The 17,850-nt window shown below is 58.2% G+C and carries 16 protein-coding genes; 11 read left to right on the plus strand and 5 right to left on the minus strand.

Annotation, left to right across the window (positions count from 1 at the left end; all coding sequences use genetic code 11):
- Position 1 precedes the first annotated feature (1 nt).
- From IB250_RS10570 to IB250_RS10580, 3 genes are read right to left on the minus strand one after another with little or no spacing between them, the layout of a single operon-like run.
- The gene (locus tag IB250_RS10570) at positions 2–1,138 is read right to left on the minus strand and encodes a DegT/DnrJ/EryC1/StrS family aminotransferase (RefSeq protein WP_192344052.1); all 1,137 of its coding nucleotides are present in this window, start codon (positions 1,136–1,138) and stop codon (positions 2–4) included.
- A gap of 4 nt (positions 1,139–1,142) precedes the next feature.
- On the minus strand, positions 1,143–1,886 hold the full coding sequence (locus IB250_RS10575) for an ABC transporter ATP-binding protein (RefSeq protein WP_192344053.1): 744 nt from the start codon (positions 1,884–1,886) through the stop codon (positions 1,143–1,145).
- Positions 1,887–1,891: 5 nt separating this feature from the next.
- Positions 1,892–2,671, minus strand: coding sequence for an ABC transporter permease (locus IB250_RS10580; protein ID WP_192344054.1), 780 nt, complete (start codon positions 2,669–2,671; stop codon positions 1,892–1,894).
- Between the two features lie 736 nt (positions 2,672–3,407).
- Here IB250_RS10580 and IB250_RS10585 point away from each other — a divergent pair.
- From IB250_RS10585 to IB250_RS10615, 7 genes are all read left to right on the plus strand, one after another.
- On the plus strand, positions 3,408–4,436 hold the full coding sequence (locus IB250_RS10585) for an MraY family glycosyltransferase (protein ID WP_192344055.1): 1,029 nt from the start codon (positions 3,408–3,410) through the stop codon (positions 4,434–4,436).
- A gap of 88 nt (positions 4,437–4,524) precedes the next feature.
- Entirely contained in the window at positions 4,525–6,519 is a 1,995-nt protein-coding gene (locus IB250_RS10590) for a polysaccharide biosynthesis protein (protein WP_192344056.1), read from the plus strand.
- Positions 6,520–6,631: 112 nt separating this feature from the next.
- Positions 6,632–6,967, plus strand: coding sequence for a ComEA family DNA-binding protein (locus IB250_RS10595; RefSeq protein WP_192344057.1), 336 nt, complete (start codon positions 6,632–6,634; stop codon positions 6,965–6,967).
- A 222-nt stretch (positions 6,968–7,189) separates the two neighbouring features.
- On the plus strand, positions 7,190–7,984 hold the full coding sequence (locus IB250_RS10600; RefSeq protein WP_192344058.1) for an SDR family NAD(P)-dependent oxidoreductase: 795 nt from the start codon (positions 7,190–7,192) through the stop codon (positions 7,982–7,984).
- 32 nt (positions 7,985–8,016) lie between these two features.
- On the plus strand, positions 8,017–9,291 hold the full coding sequence (gene fabF, locus IB250_RS10605; RefSeq protein WP_192344059.1) for a beta-ketoacyl-ACP synthase II: 1,275 nt from the start codon (positions 8,017–8,019) through the stop codon (positions 9,289–9,291).
- 71 nt (positions 9,292–9,362) lie between these two features.
- Complete coding sequence (locus tag IB250_RS10610) at positions 9,363–10,016, plus strand: GntR family transcriptional regulator (protein WP_192344060.1); 654 nt, start codon at positions 9,363–9,365, stop codon at positions 10,014–10,016.
- Positions 10,017–10,031: 15 nt separating this feature from the next.
- Complete coding sequence (locus IB250_RS10615) at positions 10,032–10,883, plus strand: urea carboxylase-associated family protein (RefSeq protein WP_008071670.1); 852 nt, start codon at positions 10,032–10,034, stop codon at positions 10,881–10,883.
- A gap of 242 nt (positions 10,884–11,125) precedes the next feature.
- Here IB250_RS10615 and IB250_RS10620 read toward each other — a convergent pair whose 3' ends face one another.
- Together IB250_RS10620 and eat are read right to left on the minus strand one after the other, a co-directional pair.
- Positions 11,126–11,293 (minus strand): DUF2897 family protein, encoded by a 168-nt coding sequence (locus tag IB250_RS10620; protein ID WP_008006000.1) that lies wholly within the window; start codon positions 11,291–11,293, stop codon positions 11,126–11,128.
- 143 nt (positions 11,294–11,436) lie between these two features.
- Positions 11,437–12,801 carry an ethanolamine permease gene (gene eat / locus IB250_RS10625; protein WP_192344061.1) on the minus strand — a complete coding sequence of 455 codons (1,365 nt, stop codon included), beginning with the start codon at positions 12,799–12,801 and terminating at the stop codon, positions 11,437–11,439.
- A 393-nt stretch (positions 12,802–13,194) separates the two neighbouring features.
- On the opposite strand from eat, the gene kdpF reads away from it, so the two are divergent.
- From kdpF to kdpC, 4 genes are all read left to right on the plus strand, one after another.
- Positions 13,195–13,284: a K(+)-transporting ATPase subunit F gene (gene kdpF / locus IB250_RS10630; RefSeq protein ID WP_007899818.1), complete on the plus strand. Its 90-nt coding sequence runs from the start codon at positions 13,195–13,197 to the stop codon at positions 13,282–13,284.
- An 8-nt stretch (positions 13,285–13,292) separates the two neighbouring features.
- Complete coding sequence (gene kdpA / locus IB250_RS10635; protein ID WP_192344062.1) at positions 13,293–15,002, plus strand: potassium-transporting ATPase subunit KdpA; 1,710 nt, start codon at positions 13,293–13,295, stop codon at positions 15,000–15,002.
- 10 nt (positions 15,003–15,012) lie between these two features.
- Complete coding sequence (gene kdpB / locus IB250_RS10640) at positions 15,013–17,070, plus strand: potassium-transporting ATPase subunit KdpB (RefSeq protein ID WP_192344063.1); 2,058 nt, start codon at positions 15,013–15,015, stop codon at positions 17,068–17,070.
- A gap of 155 nt (positions 17,071–17,225) precedes the next feature.
- Positions 17,226–17,771, plus strand: coding sequence for a potassium-transporting ATPase subunit KdpC (gene kdpC / locus IB250_RS10645; RefSeq protein ID WP_192344064.1), 546 nt, complete (start codon positions 17,226–17,228; stop codon positions 17,769–17,771).
- The last annotated feature ends 79 nt before the right edge of the window (positions 17,772–17,850 follow it).

Genomic DNA, 17,850 nt, shown 5'->3' on the forward strand with positions numbered 1-17,850 from the left:
GTCAGAGACCCGTTCTGACTACTTTCTTCAGAGTCTCTACGATGAACTCTACATCCTTCTTGGTGACGCCCATGTGCATTGGCAGAGAGATCAGCTCATTGCTGGCTTTGTGTGCGGCCGGGCATTTGCCGGCGCCCGAGCTGTACAGGCGGTATTCGGTATTGTCGCGATAGTGCACGCCTGGGTAGATCTCGTGTTCGTTCAGAGCCATCAGTACTTCATCGCGTTTTGCAACACGAATCTGGAACAGGTGACGAGACGATTCACAGCCTGGCGAAACCAGGACCGGATCGATCAGTTCGTCGCCGTTCAGGCACTCCAAGTACCAGTCGGCCAGCTGGCGGCGATAGGCGTTGTCACGGTCAAGGTACTTCAGCGAGACCAGGCCGATGGCGGCCATGATGGAGTTGCCGTGATACTTGAAGCCCAGCTCTTCCACGTCGTACTTCCATTTGTAGGCACCCTGGCTGGCGGTGCGTGCAAATGTGTCTTTGTTGATCCCGAGCCACGCCAGCTTGCGCGCACGCTCGTCGTCCTCTTTGTCGCGGAAGCAGATCATGCCGGAGTCGGCTGTCGCCAGGTTTTTTACTGCCTGGAAGCTGAATACGGTTACGTCTGCGTCGTGGCCAACGTGCTTGCCATCAACGCGGGTGCCCGCCATGTGAGCGGCGTCCAGAACGACCTTGATGTCGCGATCCTTGCAGAGCTTGAGCACTTTTTCGTACTGGCCAACGTTACCGCCGAGGCCGACGAAGATGATCGCTTTGGTCTTCTCGGTGATCTTGCGCTCTACATCGACCGGATCAAGACAGAGGTACTCGTCGACATCGGCGAACACCGGGGTGAGTTCCGCCTGGGCAATGGCATGGTTGGTCGACACAAAGGTCAGTGGCGTAGTGATGACTTCGGCATCGTCGCTCCAGCCATACTTCGTCTTCATCATGTGGAATGCCAGATGCAGACCAACAGTGTTGGAGCTCAGGAAGTGCGCATGTGGCAGGCCTGTGTATGCTTTCCAGGACTCTTCGAATTCGACAGTCTTGAAGCCAAGGCCGGTCCAGCCTTTTTCCAGGCATTCGCGGATGCCTTCAAGGCATTCGTCGACTCGGAAGTTCGGAACAAAAAGTTGCGTTGCCACAGTATCACCCCACGTGATTATTCAAATATTTGTTAATAACGACATCTGGCTCACCATCCTCGATGATGGTGCCATGATCGATCCAGATAACTCTATTGCACAGCCTGCGCAGCAGGTCGGGCTGATGGGATACGAATACCATGATACTAGAGCTATCAATGAAATCATGCATGCGTGCCAGTGCCTTATCGATGAATTCTGCATCACCACCGGCAAAGAGTTCATCGAGAATAAGAATGTCCGGATGAACGGCGGTGGCAATAGCAAAAGCCAGGCGCATGTACATCCCCGTGGAGTAATACTTCACAGGGGTGTCAATGAACTCGGCCAAACCCGTGAACTCGATGATCTCGGGTTCGATCTTTTTGAGCATGGACTTGCTGTAACCGAGAATCGCGCCGTTGAGGTAAATGTTCTCACGGCCGCTCAATTCAAGGTTGAAGCCAGCTCCAATTTCCAGCAGAGGGGCAATCCGGCCATTGACCGTTACAGATCCCTCTGTTGCGCAATAGATGCCGCAGATGGCTTTCAGCAGCGTACTTTTTCCTGCGCCGTTGTGACCCACGATCCCGATCCGGTCGCCATGAACGATTTCGAGATTGAGGTCCTTCAGCGCGCGAAATTCGGTGTATTTGCTATTATTGCGGCGCTTCAGCAGCCCCGCAAAAAATTCCTTCAGCGACTGCCCTTTGTCGTGGTACAGGCGGAAGTTTAGATTTAGATCTTTTATCGAGATACTTGAGTTCATATCGATCACAACTTGAATACTATGTATCGATCATGCTTTTTGAATGTGTATATACCAAAAAGCACGCTGAGAATTGCCAGTGCCGCAACCTTTGCATAAACATCAGGTCCGGCGATGGAGCCTTCATAGATAGGCAGTCGGAAAATTTCGATGAACAGGGTCAGCGGGTTCAGCGCGAAGATCCATCTGTAGGTCTCGGGGACGAAGGAGAGCGGGTAGATGATCGGCGTCAGGTAGTAAAGGGCTTGCAGTACCACGCCCACGATGTTGGGCAGGTCACGGAACGAAACCGTCGCGATGCTCAAGGCCAGTCCCAGGCCGACTGCAAATGCAAACAGGAGCAGGAAGTTCAGGGGCAGTATGAAGAGCGAAGCGGTAAAAGGAGCGCCGATGGCCAGGGCGATGATGAACAGGCAGATCGTGCTGAAGACCGCGTCGACCAGCAGACTGACCGAGGTGGAAACGACAAAGATCTGTTTCGGTATGTGGATTTTCTTGATCAATGACTCGTTGTTCAGCAACGCCTGCATGCCTTGCGCCAAGCAGTTGGAGAATAACGTGAAGGGTACGAGTCCCGAAAACAGGAAAATTGCGAATGTTTTAAGCGGCCACCTCATGATCATCGAGAATACGATGGACGTCACGACCATGGTCAGTAGCGGGTTCAACAGCGTCCAGAAAAAACCGAGTGCAGTTCTTCTGTATCGCATTGTCAATTGTTGCCAAATCAACTGCTTGAGCACTAATTTGTATTGGAATAGCTCTTTGAAAAAAATGCTGAACACAATGTTTTATTCCGAGGCGAAAGGCCAGATTGCATATTGCTCAAAAAGAGGTCGCCCTTGCATATGGACGGCCTGCCAAGTATTTTATTGATACCGTTGTTTTAAATGTTCTTCGGGTATCAAGAAAGCATATTAATGTCCGCAAAATAATCATGTTCCGAAAGTTTGGCGCATGATGCAGTTGAGTTTAATTGTTCTAAATATTCGCCGGTGATCGCCTTTTCTGCTTGACACATACTCGTACCTCCATTTCTTTCGGAATTCCGAATTAGCCTGCCTGGACCCCGCGATAGCATACCAGCATGCATCGGTCGAATGAAGCCAGCCACCCATTTAGGCGGGGAGCGATGAGCAGTGAAAGCCACGTCGTGCGAGTGGTTGGTCCGGTTCGGCCCGGATGCTGTCAATGGCTCGACCGTGTGTATTCGAGGAGTTGGTGTGCACTTGATTTGCACAGCCGTCTGGTCCGATGTGCTTGATGTGAAGGTGTGGAGGTTCTGTCGAGGGGGCATTATCCTTGGGTGTCGTTGAAGGAGCGGCTGACCGTTCACGAAAGGCAATCGTGTGCCGATGGCACTGATCAATAACACCTGCGCCTTTTCCGGTCGCTTCCAAAAAAAAGAGAGTGCTCCGGCTTGATCAGGCTGATGCCGAACAGAGCATTCTTTGGGGGGGGGAGCTGGCTGAGCGCAGCGTTGTTTCAAATTAGCCGACTTTTTTCGGAGCCCGGTCGAGTATGAGTTTCTGGTGGTTTTTCCTTGGCGCGGGTGTGGCATCGTTCGTGCTGACAGCCCTTCTGCGTCAATACGCGCTCGCACGCAGCCTGATGGATATTCCCAATGCCCGCAGTTCGCACTCAATTGCGACGCCGAGGGGCGGTGGCGTTGCGATTGTGGTCGTGTTTCTCTTGGGGCTTTGCTTGCTGTATCAGCAATCGATGACAGGCCTTGCCACCTTTCTCGGGATGGCGGTGGCGGGTGTTGTAGTGGCTGTGATCGGATTTATGGATGACCACGGCCATATTGCTGCCCGTTGGAGGCTTGCCGGGCATTTCTGTGCGGCGGCCTGGATGGTTTTCTGGTTCAACGCCTTCGAGTCGGTCAACCTGTTCGGGATGACTGTTCACTTGGGCTGGAGCGGCGCCGTGATTGCGGCCATCTATCTGGTGTGGATGCTCAACCTTTACAACTTCATGGACGGTATCGATGGCATCGCCAGTGTCGAGGCGATGAGTGCCTGCGCAGGTGCTTGCCTGCTTTACGCGCTTGATGATCAATCAGGGTTGATAGGGGCGCCGCTATTGCTGGCTCTGGCGGTTGCCGGTTTTCTGATCTGGAACTTTCCACCGGCCAGAATTTTCATGGGCGATGCCGGCAGCGGTTTCCTGGGCATTATTTTGGGTGCTATTGCGCTGGCGGCTGCTAATGTTGATTTCAAGTGGTTCTGGGTATGGAACATCATGCTGGGTGTCTTCGTCGTTGACGCGACATTCACGCTATTGCGCCGGTTACTGAGGGGCGAAAAAGTTTATGAGGCTCATCGAAGTCATGCTTATCAGTATGCCTCTCGCCTCTACGGCAAACACCTCCCGGTGACGCTTGGGGTCTTGTTGATCAACGTGTTCTGGTTGCTGCCCGTGGCTTTTTCGGTCGTGTATTTTGATTTCGATGGTGCAGCGGCTCTGGCAATTGCGTATGTGCCACTGTTGCTGATTGCCATCAAGTATCGTGCCGGTGAACTGGAACATCCCGTCCATACAACGTAGTGCGCAATACATTTGGGTTCAAACGCTATGAATTCCCGTAAAATGCCAATACATCGTTGTCAGGGACAGGGCCATTCGGTTGAGGTTTATGGATAAGATACGAGCGTTTTTGTTGGGGTTACCGAGACGGCAGAAGCGCCTCATTCAAGTCGCTACGGACATTTTTCTGGTCTGGATGGCTTTGTGGCTGGCGTTCATCGTTCGCCTCGGGATTGACGATATGTACAACCCGCTGCGGATTCATTTCTGGCTTTTCGCTTGCGCTCCCGTCATCGCCGTTCCTCTTTTCATACGTTTCGGTATGTACCGTGCCGTGATGCGCTATTTCGGTAACGATGCGCTCATCGCGATCATCAAGGCTGTCAGTCTTTCTGCCTTGATCCTAGCGCTCGTGGTTTTCTGGTACAGCAATCACGAAGCGGTCGTCCCCCGCTCCATCATCTTCAACTACTGGTGGTTGAGCATGGTCATCATCGGCGGCCTACGCCTATGCATGCGCCAATACTTCATGGGCGATTGGTTCACCGCCGCCCAGCACGTCCCGTTCACCAGCCGTGATGACGGCCTCACCAAAGTCGCCATCTACGGCGCAGGCGTGGCAGGCAATCAGTTGGTCGCTGCATTACGCATGGGCCGAGTCATGCGCCCAGTGGCGTTCATCGACGATGACTCCAGCATCGCCGATCGCTCTATCTCAGGCCTCCAGGTCTACAAACCCAAACACATCCAGCAGATGATCGACGTCACCGGCGCCCAGGAAATCCTCCTGGCCCTACCGTCATCCACCCGCGCCCGACGCCGGGAAATTCTCAATCTGCTGGAAGGTTATCCGCTTCACGTACGAAGCGTCCCGAACTTCACCGATCTGGCCAGCGGTCGGGTCAAGGTTGAAGACATTCAGGAAGTGGATATCGCCGATTTGCTTGGCCGCGATGCCGTGCCAGCCCAAGCCGATTTGCTCGAGCGCTGTATCAAAGGCAAGACAGTGATGGTCACTGGCGCAGGCGGATCGATCGGTTCAGAGCTGTGCCGGCAGATTTTCTCCCTTGGCCCGACCACGCTTTTACTGTTTGAGCACAGTGAGTTCAATCTCTACAGCATCCTGTCGGAATTGGAGCAGCGCGGCTGCCGTGAGTCGGTGTCGGTCAAGTTACTGCCTATCCTGGGTTCCATCCGTCATCCGCACAAACTGCTCGATGTGATGAAGACCTGGCGCGTGGATACCGTTTATCACGCGGCGGCTTATAAACATGTGCCGATGGTCGAGCACAACATTGCCGAAGGCGTGCTCAATAATGTCATTGGCACGTTGAACACTGCTCAGGCTGCGTTGCAGTCAGGTGTGGCCAACTTTGTGTTGATCTCCACCGATAAAGCCGTGCGTCCGACCAACATCATGGGCAGCACCAAGCGTCTGGCGGAGTTGACCCTTCAGGCCCTCAGTCGTGAAATTGCTCCGGTGCTATTTGGCGATAAAGCCAATGTATCCCGGGTCAATAAAACCCGTTTCACCATGGTTCGTTTTGGCAATGTGTTGGGGTCGTCCGGTTCGGTGATTCCGTTGTTCCACAGCCAGATCAAGTCGGGTGGGCCTTTGACGGTCACGCACCCGAAAATCACCCGCTACTTCATGACCATCCCCGAAGCCGCGCAACTGGTGATTCAGGCCGGTTCCATGGGGCAGGGCGGTGATGTGTTTGTGCTGGATATGGGCGAGCCGGTGAGAATTGTCGAGCTGGCGGAGAAGATGATTCATCTGTCTGGTTTGAGCATCCGTTCCGAGCGAAATCCCCAGGGCGATATTTCGATCGAGTTCACGGGCCTGCGTCCGGGAGAGAAGCTCTACGAAGAGTTGCTGATCGGGGATAACGTCGCGGCGACGCCACATCCGATGATCATGACCGCCAATGAAGATCATCTGCCTTGGGATGTGCTCAAGGGGCGTTTGACTGAACTGTTGCTGGCTGTCGAGCAGGACGATTATTCCCGCGTACGCCAACTCCTGCGCGAAACGGTCAGCGGCTATACCCCCGACGGGGAGATTGTCGACTGGATTCATCAGCAACGCCGTCTCGAGCCCTGATTGTTTCACATCCTGTAACGGACACATTTTTGACAGCTCCACCACATCGCCTAAGTTTGGAAGGCAGCTTCGGAAAAGCTGCTTTCTCAATCGATGTCATGGAGCTTCATTTATGCGTACTGGCTATTTCTACTCTCTGGTTTTTGCCCTGCTCACCAGCGCCTCTATTGCGGCCATCGCTGCGCCGACGACTGCGCCAGAGGCTGCCAAGGCACCCTTGATGCTGGATGCTGCCGCCAAGGCTCAAACCGCCAAGGTCGATCTCAATGGCGCCGATGCGCCGACCCTGCAGCGCGAGTTGTCCGGGATTGGTGAGGCGAAGGCCAAGGCGATTGTTGCGTATCGTGAGAGTAATGGGCCGTTTTCGTCGGTCGACGAATTGCTGGAAGTGAAGGGGATTGGCAAGGCCATTCTGGACAAGAATCGCGAGAAGCTGGAAGTGAACTAAGCTTGTAGATCCACACCAAGAGGCCGGTCATTGACCGGCCTTTTTGCATATTACTGAATGCATAGCACCGAAGAGGGCGATCTGGCGCCTTTCATCGGGACGGGAAAAATTACGGCTATCATATGGTGATTTGATTATGCCTATAATATCTTCGGTTCGCTGATGCGCACTGGTGTTCAGGCGCAGGCCTTTCTCTCACGCAATCCTCTTTGGAGCACCGTCATGAATTCTGTCCAGAACCTAGGTACGGCCCTCGTCACCGGTGCTTCTTCCGGCATCGGTGCGGTTTACGCGGAGCGGTTGGCGGCGCGTGGTTTTGATTTGTTGCTGGTGGCTCGTGATCAGGAACGGCTGGAGGCTGCGGCGAGCAAGTTGCGGGCCGCGCATGGTGTTCAGGTGGAGGTGCTGAAGGCGGATCTGACGCAAAAGGATGATGTGTTGAAGCTTGAACAGCGTCTGCGCAGCGATTCGAGTATCAGCCTGTTGCTGAATAACGCCGGTGTCGCGGCGGATGGTTTGTTGGCCAACGCGGATCTGGATGAGCTGGAACGTTTGATTCAGCTGAACGTCACCACGGTGACGCGGTTGGCCTCGGCAGCGGCGGCGGGTTTTTCCAAGGCCGGTCGCGGGACGATCATCAATATTGCCTCGGTGGTGGCGTTGTTCCCGGAGCGGTTCAATGCGACGTACAGCGCGAGCAAGGCTTATGTGTTGAGCCTGACTCAGTCGTTGAACGCCGAACTGCAGGGCACCGGGGTTCAGGTTCAAGCGGTGTTGCCGGGGGTAACACGCACCGAGATTTTGGAACGCTCCGGTATCGATGCGTCCCAGATTCCGGCGGACATGATCATGGAAGCGGGGGAGATGGTCGACGCGGCATTGTCGGGTCTGGACCAGGGTGAGTTGATCACCATTCCTTCGTTACCGAATGCCTCCGAGTGGGAGGCCTTTATGGCGGCGCGTCATGCGATGGCGCCGAATCTGTCCAGAAGCACGGCCGCCACGCGTTACAAGTGAGGCGCCATGAATCGGCTTGAGGTATTTGCGTTATGAATAATCGTCGAGTTGTGGTCACGGGTATGGGCCTGGTGTCGCCGTTGGGTAGTGGCGTCGAAGCGGTTTGGGCACGTTTGTTGGCCGGGCGTTCCGGGTTGCGGGCGTTGCCGGACGAGGTGGTTGCCGATCTGCCGGCCAAGGTCGGTGGCGCGGTGCAGACGCTGGCGGAAGATCCCGAGGCGGGTTTCGATCCGGACCGGGCGACGCCGCCCAAAGAGCAGAAGAAGATGGACCGCTTCATTATGTTTGCCATGGAGGCGGCGCGTCAGGCACTGGAGCAGGCCGGTTGGCATCCGCAGGACGTCAACGCCCAGGAGCGCACTGCCACGATTATTGGCTCGGGCGTGGGTGGTTTCGGCGCGATTGCCGATGCGGTGCGTACTACCGATAGCCGTGGCCCGCGACGTTTGTCGCCGTTCACCATTCCGTCGTTTCTGGTCAACCTCGCGGCGGGCCATGTGTCGATCGCGCATGGTTTCAAGGGCCCTTTGGGCGCTCCGGTAACGGCGTGCGCGGCCGGGGTTCAGGCGATTGGTGACGCGGCGCGGCTGATTCGATGTGGCGAGGCGGACATTGCAGTGTGCGGCGGGGCGGAAGCGGCGATCGATCGTGTCAGCCTTGCCGGGTTCGCGGCGGCTCGGGCGTTGTCCAGCGGTTACAACGACACTCCGGAGCGCGCCTCGCGGCCGTTCGACAGTGGTCGTGACGGTTTTGTGATGGGCGAGGGCTCGGGCCTGCTGGTGATCGAATCCCTGGAACATGCCTTGGCGCGCGGCGCTCAGCCGTTGGCTGAGCTGGTCGGTTACGGCACCAGTGCCGATGCCTATCATCTGACCGCGGGGCCTGAAGATGGCAGCGGTGCGCGTCGGGCGATGTCGCTGGCGTTGGCCCAGGCGGGCATTTCGCCGGCGCAGGTGCAGCATCTCAACGCTCATGCGACCTCGACCCCGGTGGGGGATTTGGGGGAGTTGGCGGCCATCAAGTCGTTGTTCGGCTCGGACAACAAGATAGCGGTGACGTCGACCAAATCGGCCACCGGGCATTTGCTCGGCGCTGCTGGCGGGATCGAGGCGATCTTTACGCTGTTGGCGCTCCGCGATCAGGTGGTGCCGGCCACGCTCAACTTCGATAACCCGGATCCGGCGGCGCAAGGTGTGGACATCGTTCACGGTCAGGCGCGGCCAATGACCATCGATTACGCGTTATCCAACGGCTTCGGATTTGGTGGCGTGAACGCCAGTGTGTTGTTCAAATACTGGGAGGACTAGTTCAAGGTAGATGGCACGAATAGTGATTACTCATTCGCTGACGATTGTTGAACAATCACGAGGCATTGAGTATGAGCAGCGGACTGTCCCTGGCGGACCACATCACATTGGAGTTGCGCGCTGACATCATCGGCGGTCGTTTGCTGCCGGGCATGGCATTGGTGGAGAACGATCTGGTGTCGGCTTACAACGCCTCGCGAAACACAATTCGCGAGGCGTTGCACCGTTTGGGGCAGGAAGGGTTGACCCGTTATGTCCGCAACAAAGGCGTGATGGTGCGCCGGTTGGGCGCGGACGATGTGCGCGATCTGTTCAAGGTCCGTCGCACCCTGGAGCTGCAAGCCATCAGCGCCAGTCAGCCATTGCGTGAATATCAGTCCGACCGGATGCTCGAAGCCCTGGAGGCCGCCGACCTGGCCCGGGAGCGTGAGGACTGGCGCGCCGTCGGCACCCACAGCCTGGCGTTTCATCAACACATCGTCGGATTGCTGCGCAGTCCATTGTTTGATGAGTTCTTCACCAATGTCGTCGCGCAACTGCGCCTGGTGTTTTGCACCGCTCCCGATGAATCACGTTTTCAGGCGCCTTGGCTGGCGCGTGACCGGCAGATACATGACTTGCTGGCCGACGGCGACAAACCCGCGGCCGGGGACGCCATGAGCCTTTATCTCGACGACTCCGAACACCTCCTGTTGCAGATGCTTGCCCCTTCTTCCCATCACTGATCGAGGATTTGTGCCATGTACAAAGACTATCCGGCGGCCTATCAAGTCAGCAAAGGCTCGGCCTTGCAGGTGGACACGGCTTTCTACGAGAGAGTCCGGGACAAGAAAGAGGGGCGCACGCTGATCGAACAGTTCGAAGTGCCGATCCGCACTGGCCGCGCCTGGAATGTACCCGCCGGGCATGTGTTCAGGGTCACGACCCCGGTTGGCCCGCAAGTCGGGGACTTCAATGTCTGGAATGCCCATGACCCGCGCGAACGCTTATGGGCGGCGCGAACCCGGCAGTTGCAGGGGGCGCATGTCAGCACCCATGACCGGCTCTGGTCGAACCTGCCATTTTTGCGGCCGCTGGTGACCATCACCGACGATAGCCTGGCCGGGTACGGCATCGACGAACATGGCGGGCGTTTGCATGACTTGCTGGGGACGCGCTGTGATCCGTATGTGAACAAAATGCTCACGGGCGAGGATTTCCATCATCACTGCCACTCGAATTTGACGCGCGCCGTGTTACCCCATGGCCTGACCGAGTTTGACGTGCATGATGTGCTGAACATTTTCCAGTGCACTGGTCTGAACCACGACGACATGTACTTCATGAAAGCTTGTCCGGCGCAGAAGGGTGATTATCTGGAGTTTTTTGCCGAGATTGATTTGCTGTGTGCGTTGTCGACGTGCCCGGGTGGGGATTTGTCCCTGGCCATGTGGGGGCCGGATGCGCAGGATCCGTTGAGTGTGTGTCGCCCGTTAGGCGTTGAGATTTATCGGTTGGAGGAGTCGTTACTTGAAGGCTGGAGCCAGCCGGAGCGTGCGGCCTATAAAGGGCTGCATGGCCTGCACATTGCCAAGGCCGATTGGGAAAAGTAAAAAGGCTTTTGTGGCAGGAAGCACGCCCTGATGCCGGTAATTTAAGCCGCGACGCATTCTTTGTAGCAGCTGGCGAAGCCTGCGTTCGGCTGCGTAGCAGTCGCGAAATCAGAAACGGCGGTGCACCAGGAAATCGCGTTGGCCGGATTCACGACTGCTGCGCAGTCGAACGCAGGCTTCGCCAGCTGCTACAGATCGCATTACGCCTTAACTTACTGGGCAAGCCCTCACCGCAGTTTCGGTCAGCGGTCCTGCGCATCCTTGGCATCCGCTTCCGCATTGCGTTCGGCGACGCGTTTACGTTGCTCTTCAGTCAATTCGACCTTGTTGGCGGTGTCGCGCAGCATCATCAAGCCGCCAACGATCGAGCCGATGGCAACGATCAGAATCAACCAGGCATACCAAGGCATAGGGTTTCTCCTTAAGGGCAGGCCGCTTGGCGATGGTTTCGCCAACCGATCGTGCCTACCACTTTTGAGCGATGGAATTTCGCAGTGGTTCCATTCGCTATGATTCCATTCTATGCCTGAACTGACAGCAACACCGCGACTGTTTACAGCCCGGTCAACATCGCATCCGCCGGCGCATCGGCCCGCAATTGCGCGGTGAGCATGAAGTACACGAAACCCACGGCCATGAAGCCGAGGAAGATCAAACCGATCAAGGTGTTGAACCAGGCCATCGCCACCAGGCAAACCACCGCGAGCATCAACGCAATGAACGGTACCAGCGGGTAGCAGGGCGCGCGGAAGGTGCGTTCCAGGTTCGGTTCGGTTTTGCGCAGTTTGAACAGGCTGAGCATGCTCATGATGTACATCACGATCGCACCGAATACCGCCATGGTGATCATCGCCGCCGTCAGCGTCATGCCGCCGAGGTTGATCAAGCCATCGCTGTAGATCGCCGCGACGCCAATCACGCCACCGGCGATAATCGCCCGGTGCGGGGTCTGGAAGCGCGACAGTTTGGCCAGGGATGCTGGCAGGTAACCGGCCCGGGCCAGCGCAAAGAACTGCCGCGAGTAGCCGAGGATGATCCCATGAAAACTCGCCACCAGGCCGAACAGGCCGATCCACACCAGCATGTGCAACCAGCCGGAGCTTTCGCCGACCACGGCTTTCATGGCTTGTGGCAGCGGATCGTTGATGTTCGACAGGGTGCGCCAGTCGCCGACGCCGCCGGCAAAGAACATCACGCCCATGGCCAGCAGTACCAGGGTCAGGATGCCGCTGATGTAAGCCTTGGGAATCGTGCGTTTCGGGTCTTTGGCTTCTTCGGCAGCCATGGCCGCGCCTTCGATGGCGAGGAAGAACCAAATGGCAAACGGAATGGCTGCGAACATGCCGGCAATCGCTGGCGCACCGAACACATCAGCACCAGCCCAGCCATTGAGGGCGAAGTTGCTGAAGCTGAACGCCGGAGCGACCACGCCCATGAACACCAGCAATTCGGCGACCGCCAATACGCAGACTACCAGCTCGAAGGTCGCGGCCAGTTTCACGCCGAGGATGTTCAAGCCCATGAACACGATGTAGGCCCCGACCGCCGCGTGTTTCGGGTCAAGGGCGGGAAACTGCACATTCAGATAGGCGCCGATCGCCAAGGCAATCGCCGGAGGGGCGAAGACGAATTCGATCAGGGTCGCCAACCCGGCAATCAAACCGCCTTTCTCGCCAAAGGCGCGGCGGCTGTAGGCAAAGGGACCGCCTGCATGGGGAATCGCGGTGGTCAGTTCAGTGAAACTGAAGATGAAGCAGGTGTACATCGTGGCGACCATGAATGAGGTCACCAGGAAGCCCAGTGTCCCGGCCACGCCCCAGCCGTAACTCCAGCCGAAGTACTCACCGGAAATCACCAGCCCGACCGCGATACCCCACAGGTGCAGCGTACCCAGCGTGGGTTTGAGTTGTGTGTTCATGCCTTGCTCCCTGAACGGTTTGGAAAAGCTCGGGGGAGGGCGTGTGCAGTGGGCGTGCCATTTTTCAGGTGGGCGTCGTAAAGCGCTGAAAGCTGTCGTATCGGGGATGTTCGCGGCTGGATGCGCGCTTTTTGTGCGCCAGTTGGGGGCGGTGTCGTCTGTGCTGCCGCCTTCGCGAGCAAGCCCGCTCCCACATTTGGAATGCGTTTACCCGTACAACACCGATCCCTGTGGGAGCGGGCTTGCTCGCGAAGAGGCCGGCACTGCCACCGCATAACCCCACTCTTTACGCTTTATTTATGCCCCGCCACCCTCCTCGATCTCGCGCCTTTACAGCCTCCCTCCCGACAATCACTCCACACGCGGCAATACGCCGTAACACGGAGAATTTCCATGAGCGTTCTGGACGGGGTGTCACTGCTATTGGCAGTGGGGCTGTTCATTTATCTGTTGGTTGCGCTGTTGCGCGCGGACCGGAACTAGGAGCGGCTATGCACAGTTATGACTATTGGCTGATCATCGCCTTCTTCGCCGTGGTGCTGATCCCGGCACCGTTTCTTGGGCGCTTCTATTACAAGGTGATGGAAGGGCAGCGCACCTGGCTGTCGCCGATCCTCGGGCCGGTGGAGCGGGGTTGCTATCGGGTGAGCGGTGTCGATCCACAGGCTGAGCAGAGCTGGCAGAAATACACCCTGGCCTTGCTCGCCTTCAACCTCGCGGGTTTTTTGCTGTTGTTCGCGATCCTGCTGTTTCAGAATTATTTGCCGCTCAATCCGCAAAATTTGCCGGGTCAGGAATGGACGCAAGCGTTCAACACCGCCGTCAGCTTCATGACCAATACCAACTGGCAGTCCTACAGCGGCGAAGCGACCCTCAGCTACCTGAGTCAGATGGTCGGCCTCACCGTGCAGAACTTCGTCAGCGCCGCCACCGGCCTCGCTGTGTTGGTTGCACTCTGTCGAGGTATAGGGGGGCGCGGCATCGGTCGAAAATCCACCAAAACCCTGGGCAACTTCTGGGTCGACATGACCCGCGCCACCCTCTACGGCCTGCTGCCGCTGTGCCTGCTGCTGGCGCTGTATCTGGTCTGGCAGGGCGTGCCACAAACCTTCGCTCAGTACGTAAATGCCGTGACCCTGCAGGGCGTCGATCAGGTGATCCCGCTCGGCCCGGCCGCCAGCCAGATTGCGATCAAGCAACTGGGCACCAACGGCGGTGGCTTCTTCGGCGTCAACTCGGCGCACCCGTTCGAGAACCCGACGGCGTGGAGCAACCTGTTCGAAGTCGCTTCGATCATTCTGATCCCGGTGGCGCTGGTGTTCACCTTCGGCCATTACGTGAAAGACCTGCGTCAGAGTCGCGCGATCATCGCTTGCATGCTGGCGCTGTTTTTGATCGGCGGCGCGACGTCGTTGTGGGCTGAATATCAACCGAACCCGACCCTGGCCAACGTCGCCGTCGAACAGACCGCACCGCTGGAAGGCAAGGAAGCGCGTTTCGGCACCACCGCCACGGTGCTGTGGTCGGTGACCACCACGGCGGCATCGAACGGTTCGGTCAATGGCATGCACGACAGCCTCAACCCGCTGAGCGGCATGGTCGCGCTGGTCAACATGATGGTCGGCGAAGTGATTTTCGGCGGCGTCGGGGCCGGGCTCTACGGCATGTTGCTCAACGTGCTGATCGCGGTATTCCTCGCCGGGCTGATGATCGGCCGCACTCCGGAATACCTCGGCAAGAAACTGCAAGCCAGGGAAGTCCAATTGCTGGTGGTGACCTTGCTGGTGATGCCAGTCGGCGTGCTGGTGCTCGGCGCGATTGCTGCCAGCCTGCCTGGCCCGGTCGCGGCGGTGAGTAACCCCGGTGCTCACGGTTTCAGCCAGTTGCTTTATGCCTACACCTCGGCCAGTGCCAACAACGGCTCGGCGTTCGGCGGCTTCGGTGCCAACACCGCGTTCCACAACCTGATGCTGGGGTTGGGCATGTTGATCGGTCGCTTCGGTTACATCCTCCCGGTACTGGCCCTGGCCGGCAGCCTGGCGATGAAGAAAACCGCGCCGATCGGCCAGAACAGCTTCCCGACTCACGGCCCGCTGTTCGTGGTCCTGTTGACCGTGACCATTTTGCTGGTGGGTGGTTTGACCTTCCTGCCGACCCTGGCGCTGGGCCCGATTGCCGAACATCTGAGCTTGGGCTTCTAAGGAGTCAATGATGAATATGCCCGCAACTAAAGCCGCCGTCGTCAAGGCGCCGGAACAACCGAAAACCGCGATCTCGGCCCTCTGGCGCCCGGCGCTGGTGCAAGCGTTCGTAAAGCTCGACCCACGGCAATTGCAACGTGCGCCGGTGATGCTGGTGGTGGAACTGACCGCGATTCTGACCACCGTGCTGTGCTTCATTCCCGACAGCGCCGTGCCGACTTTCGTCGCCGCGCAAATCGCCTTGTGGCTGTGGTTCACCGTGCTATTCGCCAACTTCGCCGAAGCGCTGGCCGAAGGTCGCGGCAAGGCCCGTGCCGACAGCCTCAAGGCCGGCAGCGAAGGCTTGAGTGCCCGGCGCAAAAACACCAATGGCAGCTTTCAGGTGGTGCCCGCCACCAGCTTGCGCAAGGGTGATGTGGTGCGCGTCGAAGCGGGGGAGATGATCCCCGGTGACGGCGAGGTGATCGAAGGCATCGCGGCGGTCAACGAAGCGGCGATTACCGGTGAATCGGCGCCGGTGATTCGTGAGTCCGGTGGCGACCGTTCGGCGGTCACCGGCAACACTCGACTGGTGTCCGACTGGCTGCTGGTGCGCATCACCGCCAACCCCGGCGAGTCGACCCTCGACCGCATGATCGCGCTGGTCGAAGGCGCCAAACGCCAGAAAACCCCGAACGAAGTGGCGCTGGATATCCTGCTGATCGGCCTGACCCTGATCTTTTTGCTGGTGGTGGTGACCCTGCAACCGTTCGCCCACTTCGCTAATGGCAGCCTGCCGCTGGTGTTCCTGGTGGCGTTATTGGTCACGCTGATTCCGACCACCATTGGCGGTTTGTTGTCGGCCATCGGTATCGCCGGGATGGACCGTCTGGTGCGCCTGAACGTGATCGCCAAATCCGGTCGCGCCGTGGAAGCGGCGGGGGACGTTCACGTCCTGCTGCTGGACAAGACCGGCACCATCACCTTCGGTAACCGTCGCTGCTCCGCGGTCTATGCCGCGCCTGGTGTCACGGCCAAGGAACTGGCCGAAGGCGCGTTGTTTGCCTCCTTGGCCGATGACACGGCTGAAGGCAAATCCATCGTCGAGTACCTGCGCGGTCTTCATCCGCAACCCGAGCCGTCGGCCGAGGTGCTGACTGCTGTGCCGTTCAGTGCTGAAACCCGCTTGTCTGGCGTTGACTATCAGGGCCGGGTCTATCGCAAAGGCGCGGTGGATTCGCTGCTGACCTTCGTCGGCCTGAAACGCGCTGATCTGGCCGCGCCTCTGTCCCGGGAAATCGACAAGATCGCCCAGAGTGGCGGCACGCCTCTGCTGGTCTGCGCCGACGGCAAATTGCTCGGTGTCATTCACCTCAAGGACGTGGTCAAGCCCGGCATCCGCGAGCGTTTCGCCGAGTTGCGCAAGCTGGGGATTCGCACGGTCATGGTCACCGGCGACAACCCGCTGACCGCCGCTGCGATTGCCGCCGAAGCGGGCGTGGATGACGTGCTGGCCGAAGCCACACCGGAGAAAAAACTGGCGCGCATTCGTCACGAGCAGAATGACGGTCGCCTGGTCGCCATGTGCGGCGACGGTGCCAACGATGCCCCGGCCCTGGCTCAGGCGGACGTCGGCATGGCGATGAACGACGGTACGCAAGCGGCGCGGGAGGCGGCGAACATGGTCGACCTCGACAGCGATCCGACCAAGCTGTTGGACGTGGTGCAAATCGGCAAGGAATTGCTGGTGACCCGCGGTGCGCTGACGACCTTTTCCATCGCCAACGACGTGGCCAAGTACTTCGCGATCCTGCCGGCGCTGTTCGCCTCGATCTACCCGCAACTGGGTGTGCTCAACGTCATGCACCTGAGCAGCCCGCAGAGCGCGATTCTGTCGGCGATTGTGTTCAACGCCTTGATCATTGTGGTGCTGATTCCTTTGGCATTGCGTGGTGTGAGGGTGCAGGCGGTGAGCGCGGCGGCGTTGCTGCGGCGCAATCTGCTGATCTACGGGCTGGGCGGGATTCTGGTGCCGTTCGTGGGCATCAAGGCGATCGACATGTTGTTGACGGCGTTGCATTTGGTTTGACCTGCGCGGTGTGCCAGGCACACCGCCTTCGCGAGCAAGCCCGCTCCCACACGTTGAAATGCATTCCCTTGTGGGAGCGGGCTTGCTCGCGAAGGACTCAACACGGTCCATCTGACTGAACGCTGTACTTGTTCTCTGAATTCGAGGATTTTGAAATGTCTACACTGATACGTCCGGCCCTGAGCCTGCTGTTGCTGATGACCCTGATCACCGGCGTCGCCTACCCTTTGGTGGTCACCGGCGTCGCCCAGGTCGCCTTCCCGGACCAGGCCAATGGCAGCCTGGTGCGTGACGCCGACGGCAAGGTCCGCGGTTCGTCGCTGATCGCCCAGGATTTCGTTGGTGATGGCTGGTTCCAGCCACGGCCATCGGCCGGTGCCTTTGCCACCGTGTCGAGCAGCGCCAGCAACCTCTCGCCCAGCAATCCGGCGCTGGCCACTCGGGTTATCGATGAGGCCAATAAATTGCAAGTAGCTGGCCAGGGTCCGGTGCCGTTGGCGATGCTGACCACCTCCGGCAGCGGCCTCGATCCGCACTTGCCACCGGCCGCGATTGCCTATCAACTGGCGCGTGTCGCGACGGCGCGCAATCTGCCAGTGTCTACGCTTGAGCAACTGCTGGATGCGCACATCGAGCAGCCGTTGGTAGGACCGCCGGTGGTGAATGTGTTGGCGCTGAACATGGCGCTGGAAAAACTGTAAAGGTCAAAAGTTTGGAAAGGATCGTTCCCACGCTCTGCGTGGGAATGCATCTATGGACGCTCTGCGTCCGCTTCGGCTG

It is taken from the genome of Pseudomonas sp. PDM09, assembly GCF_014852305.1.
GTDB lineage: Bacteria > Pseudomonadota > Gammaproteobacteria > Pseudomonadales > Pseudomonadaceae > Aquipseudomonas.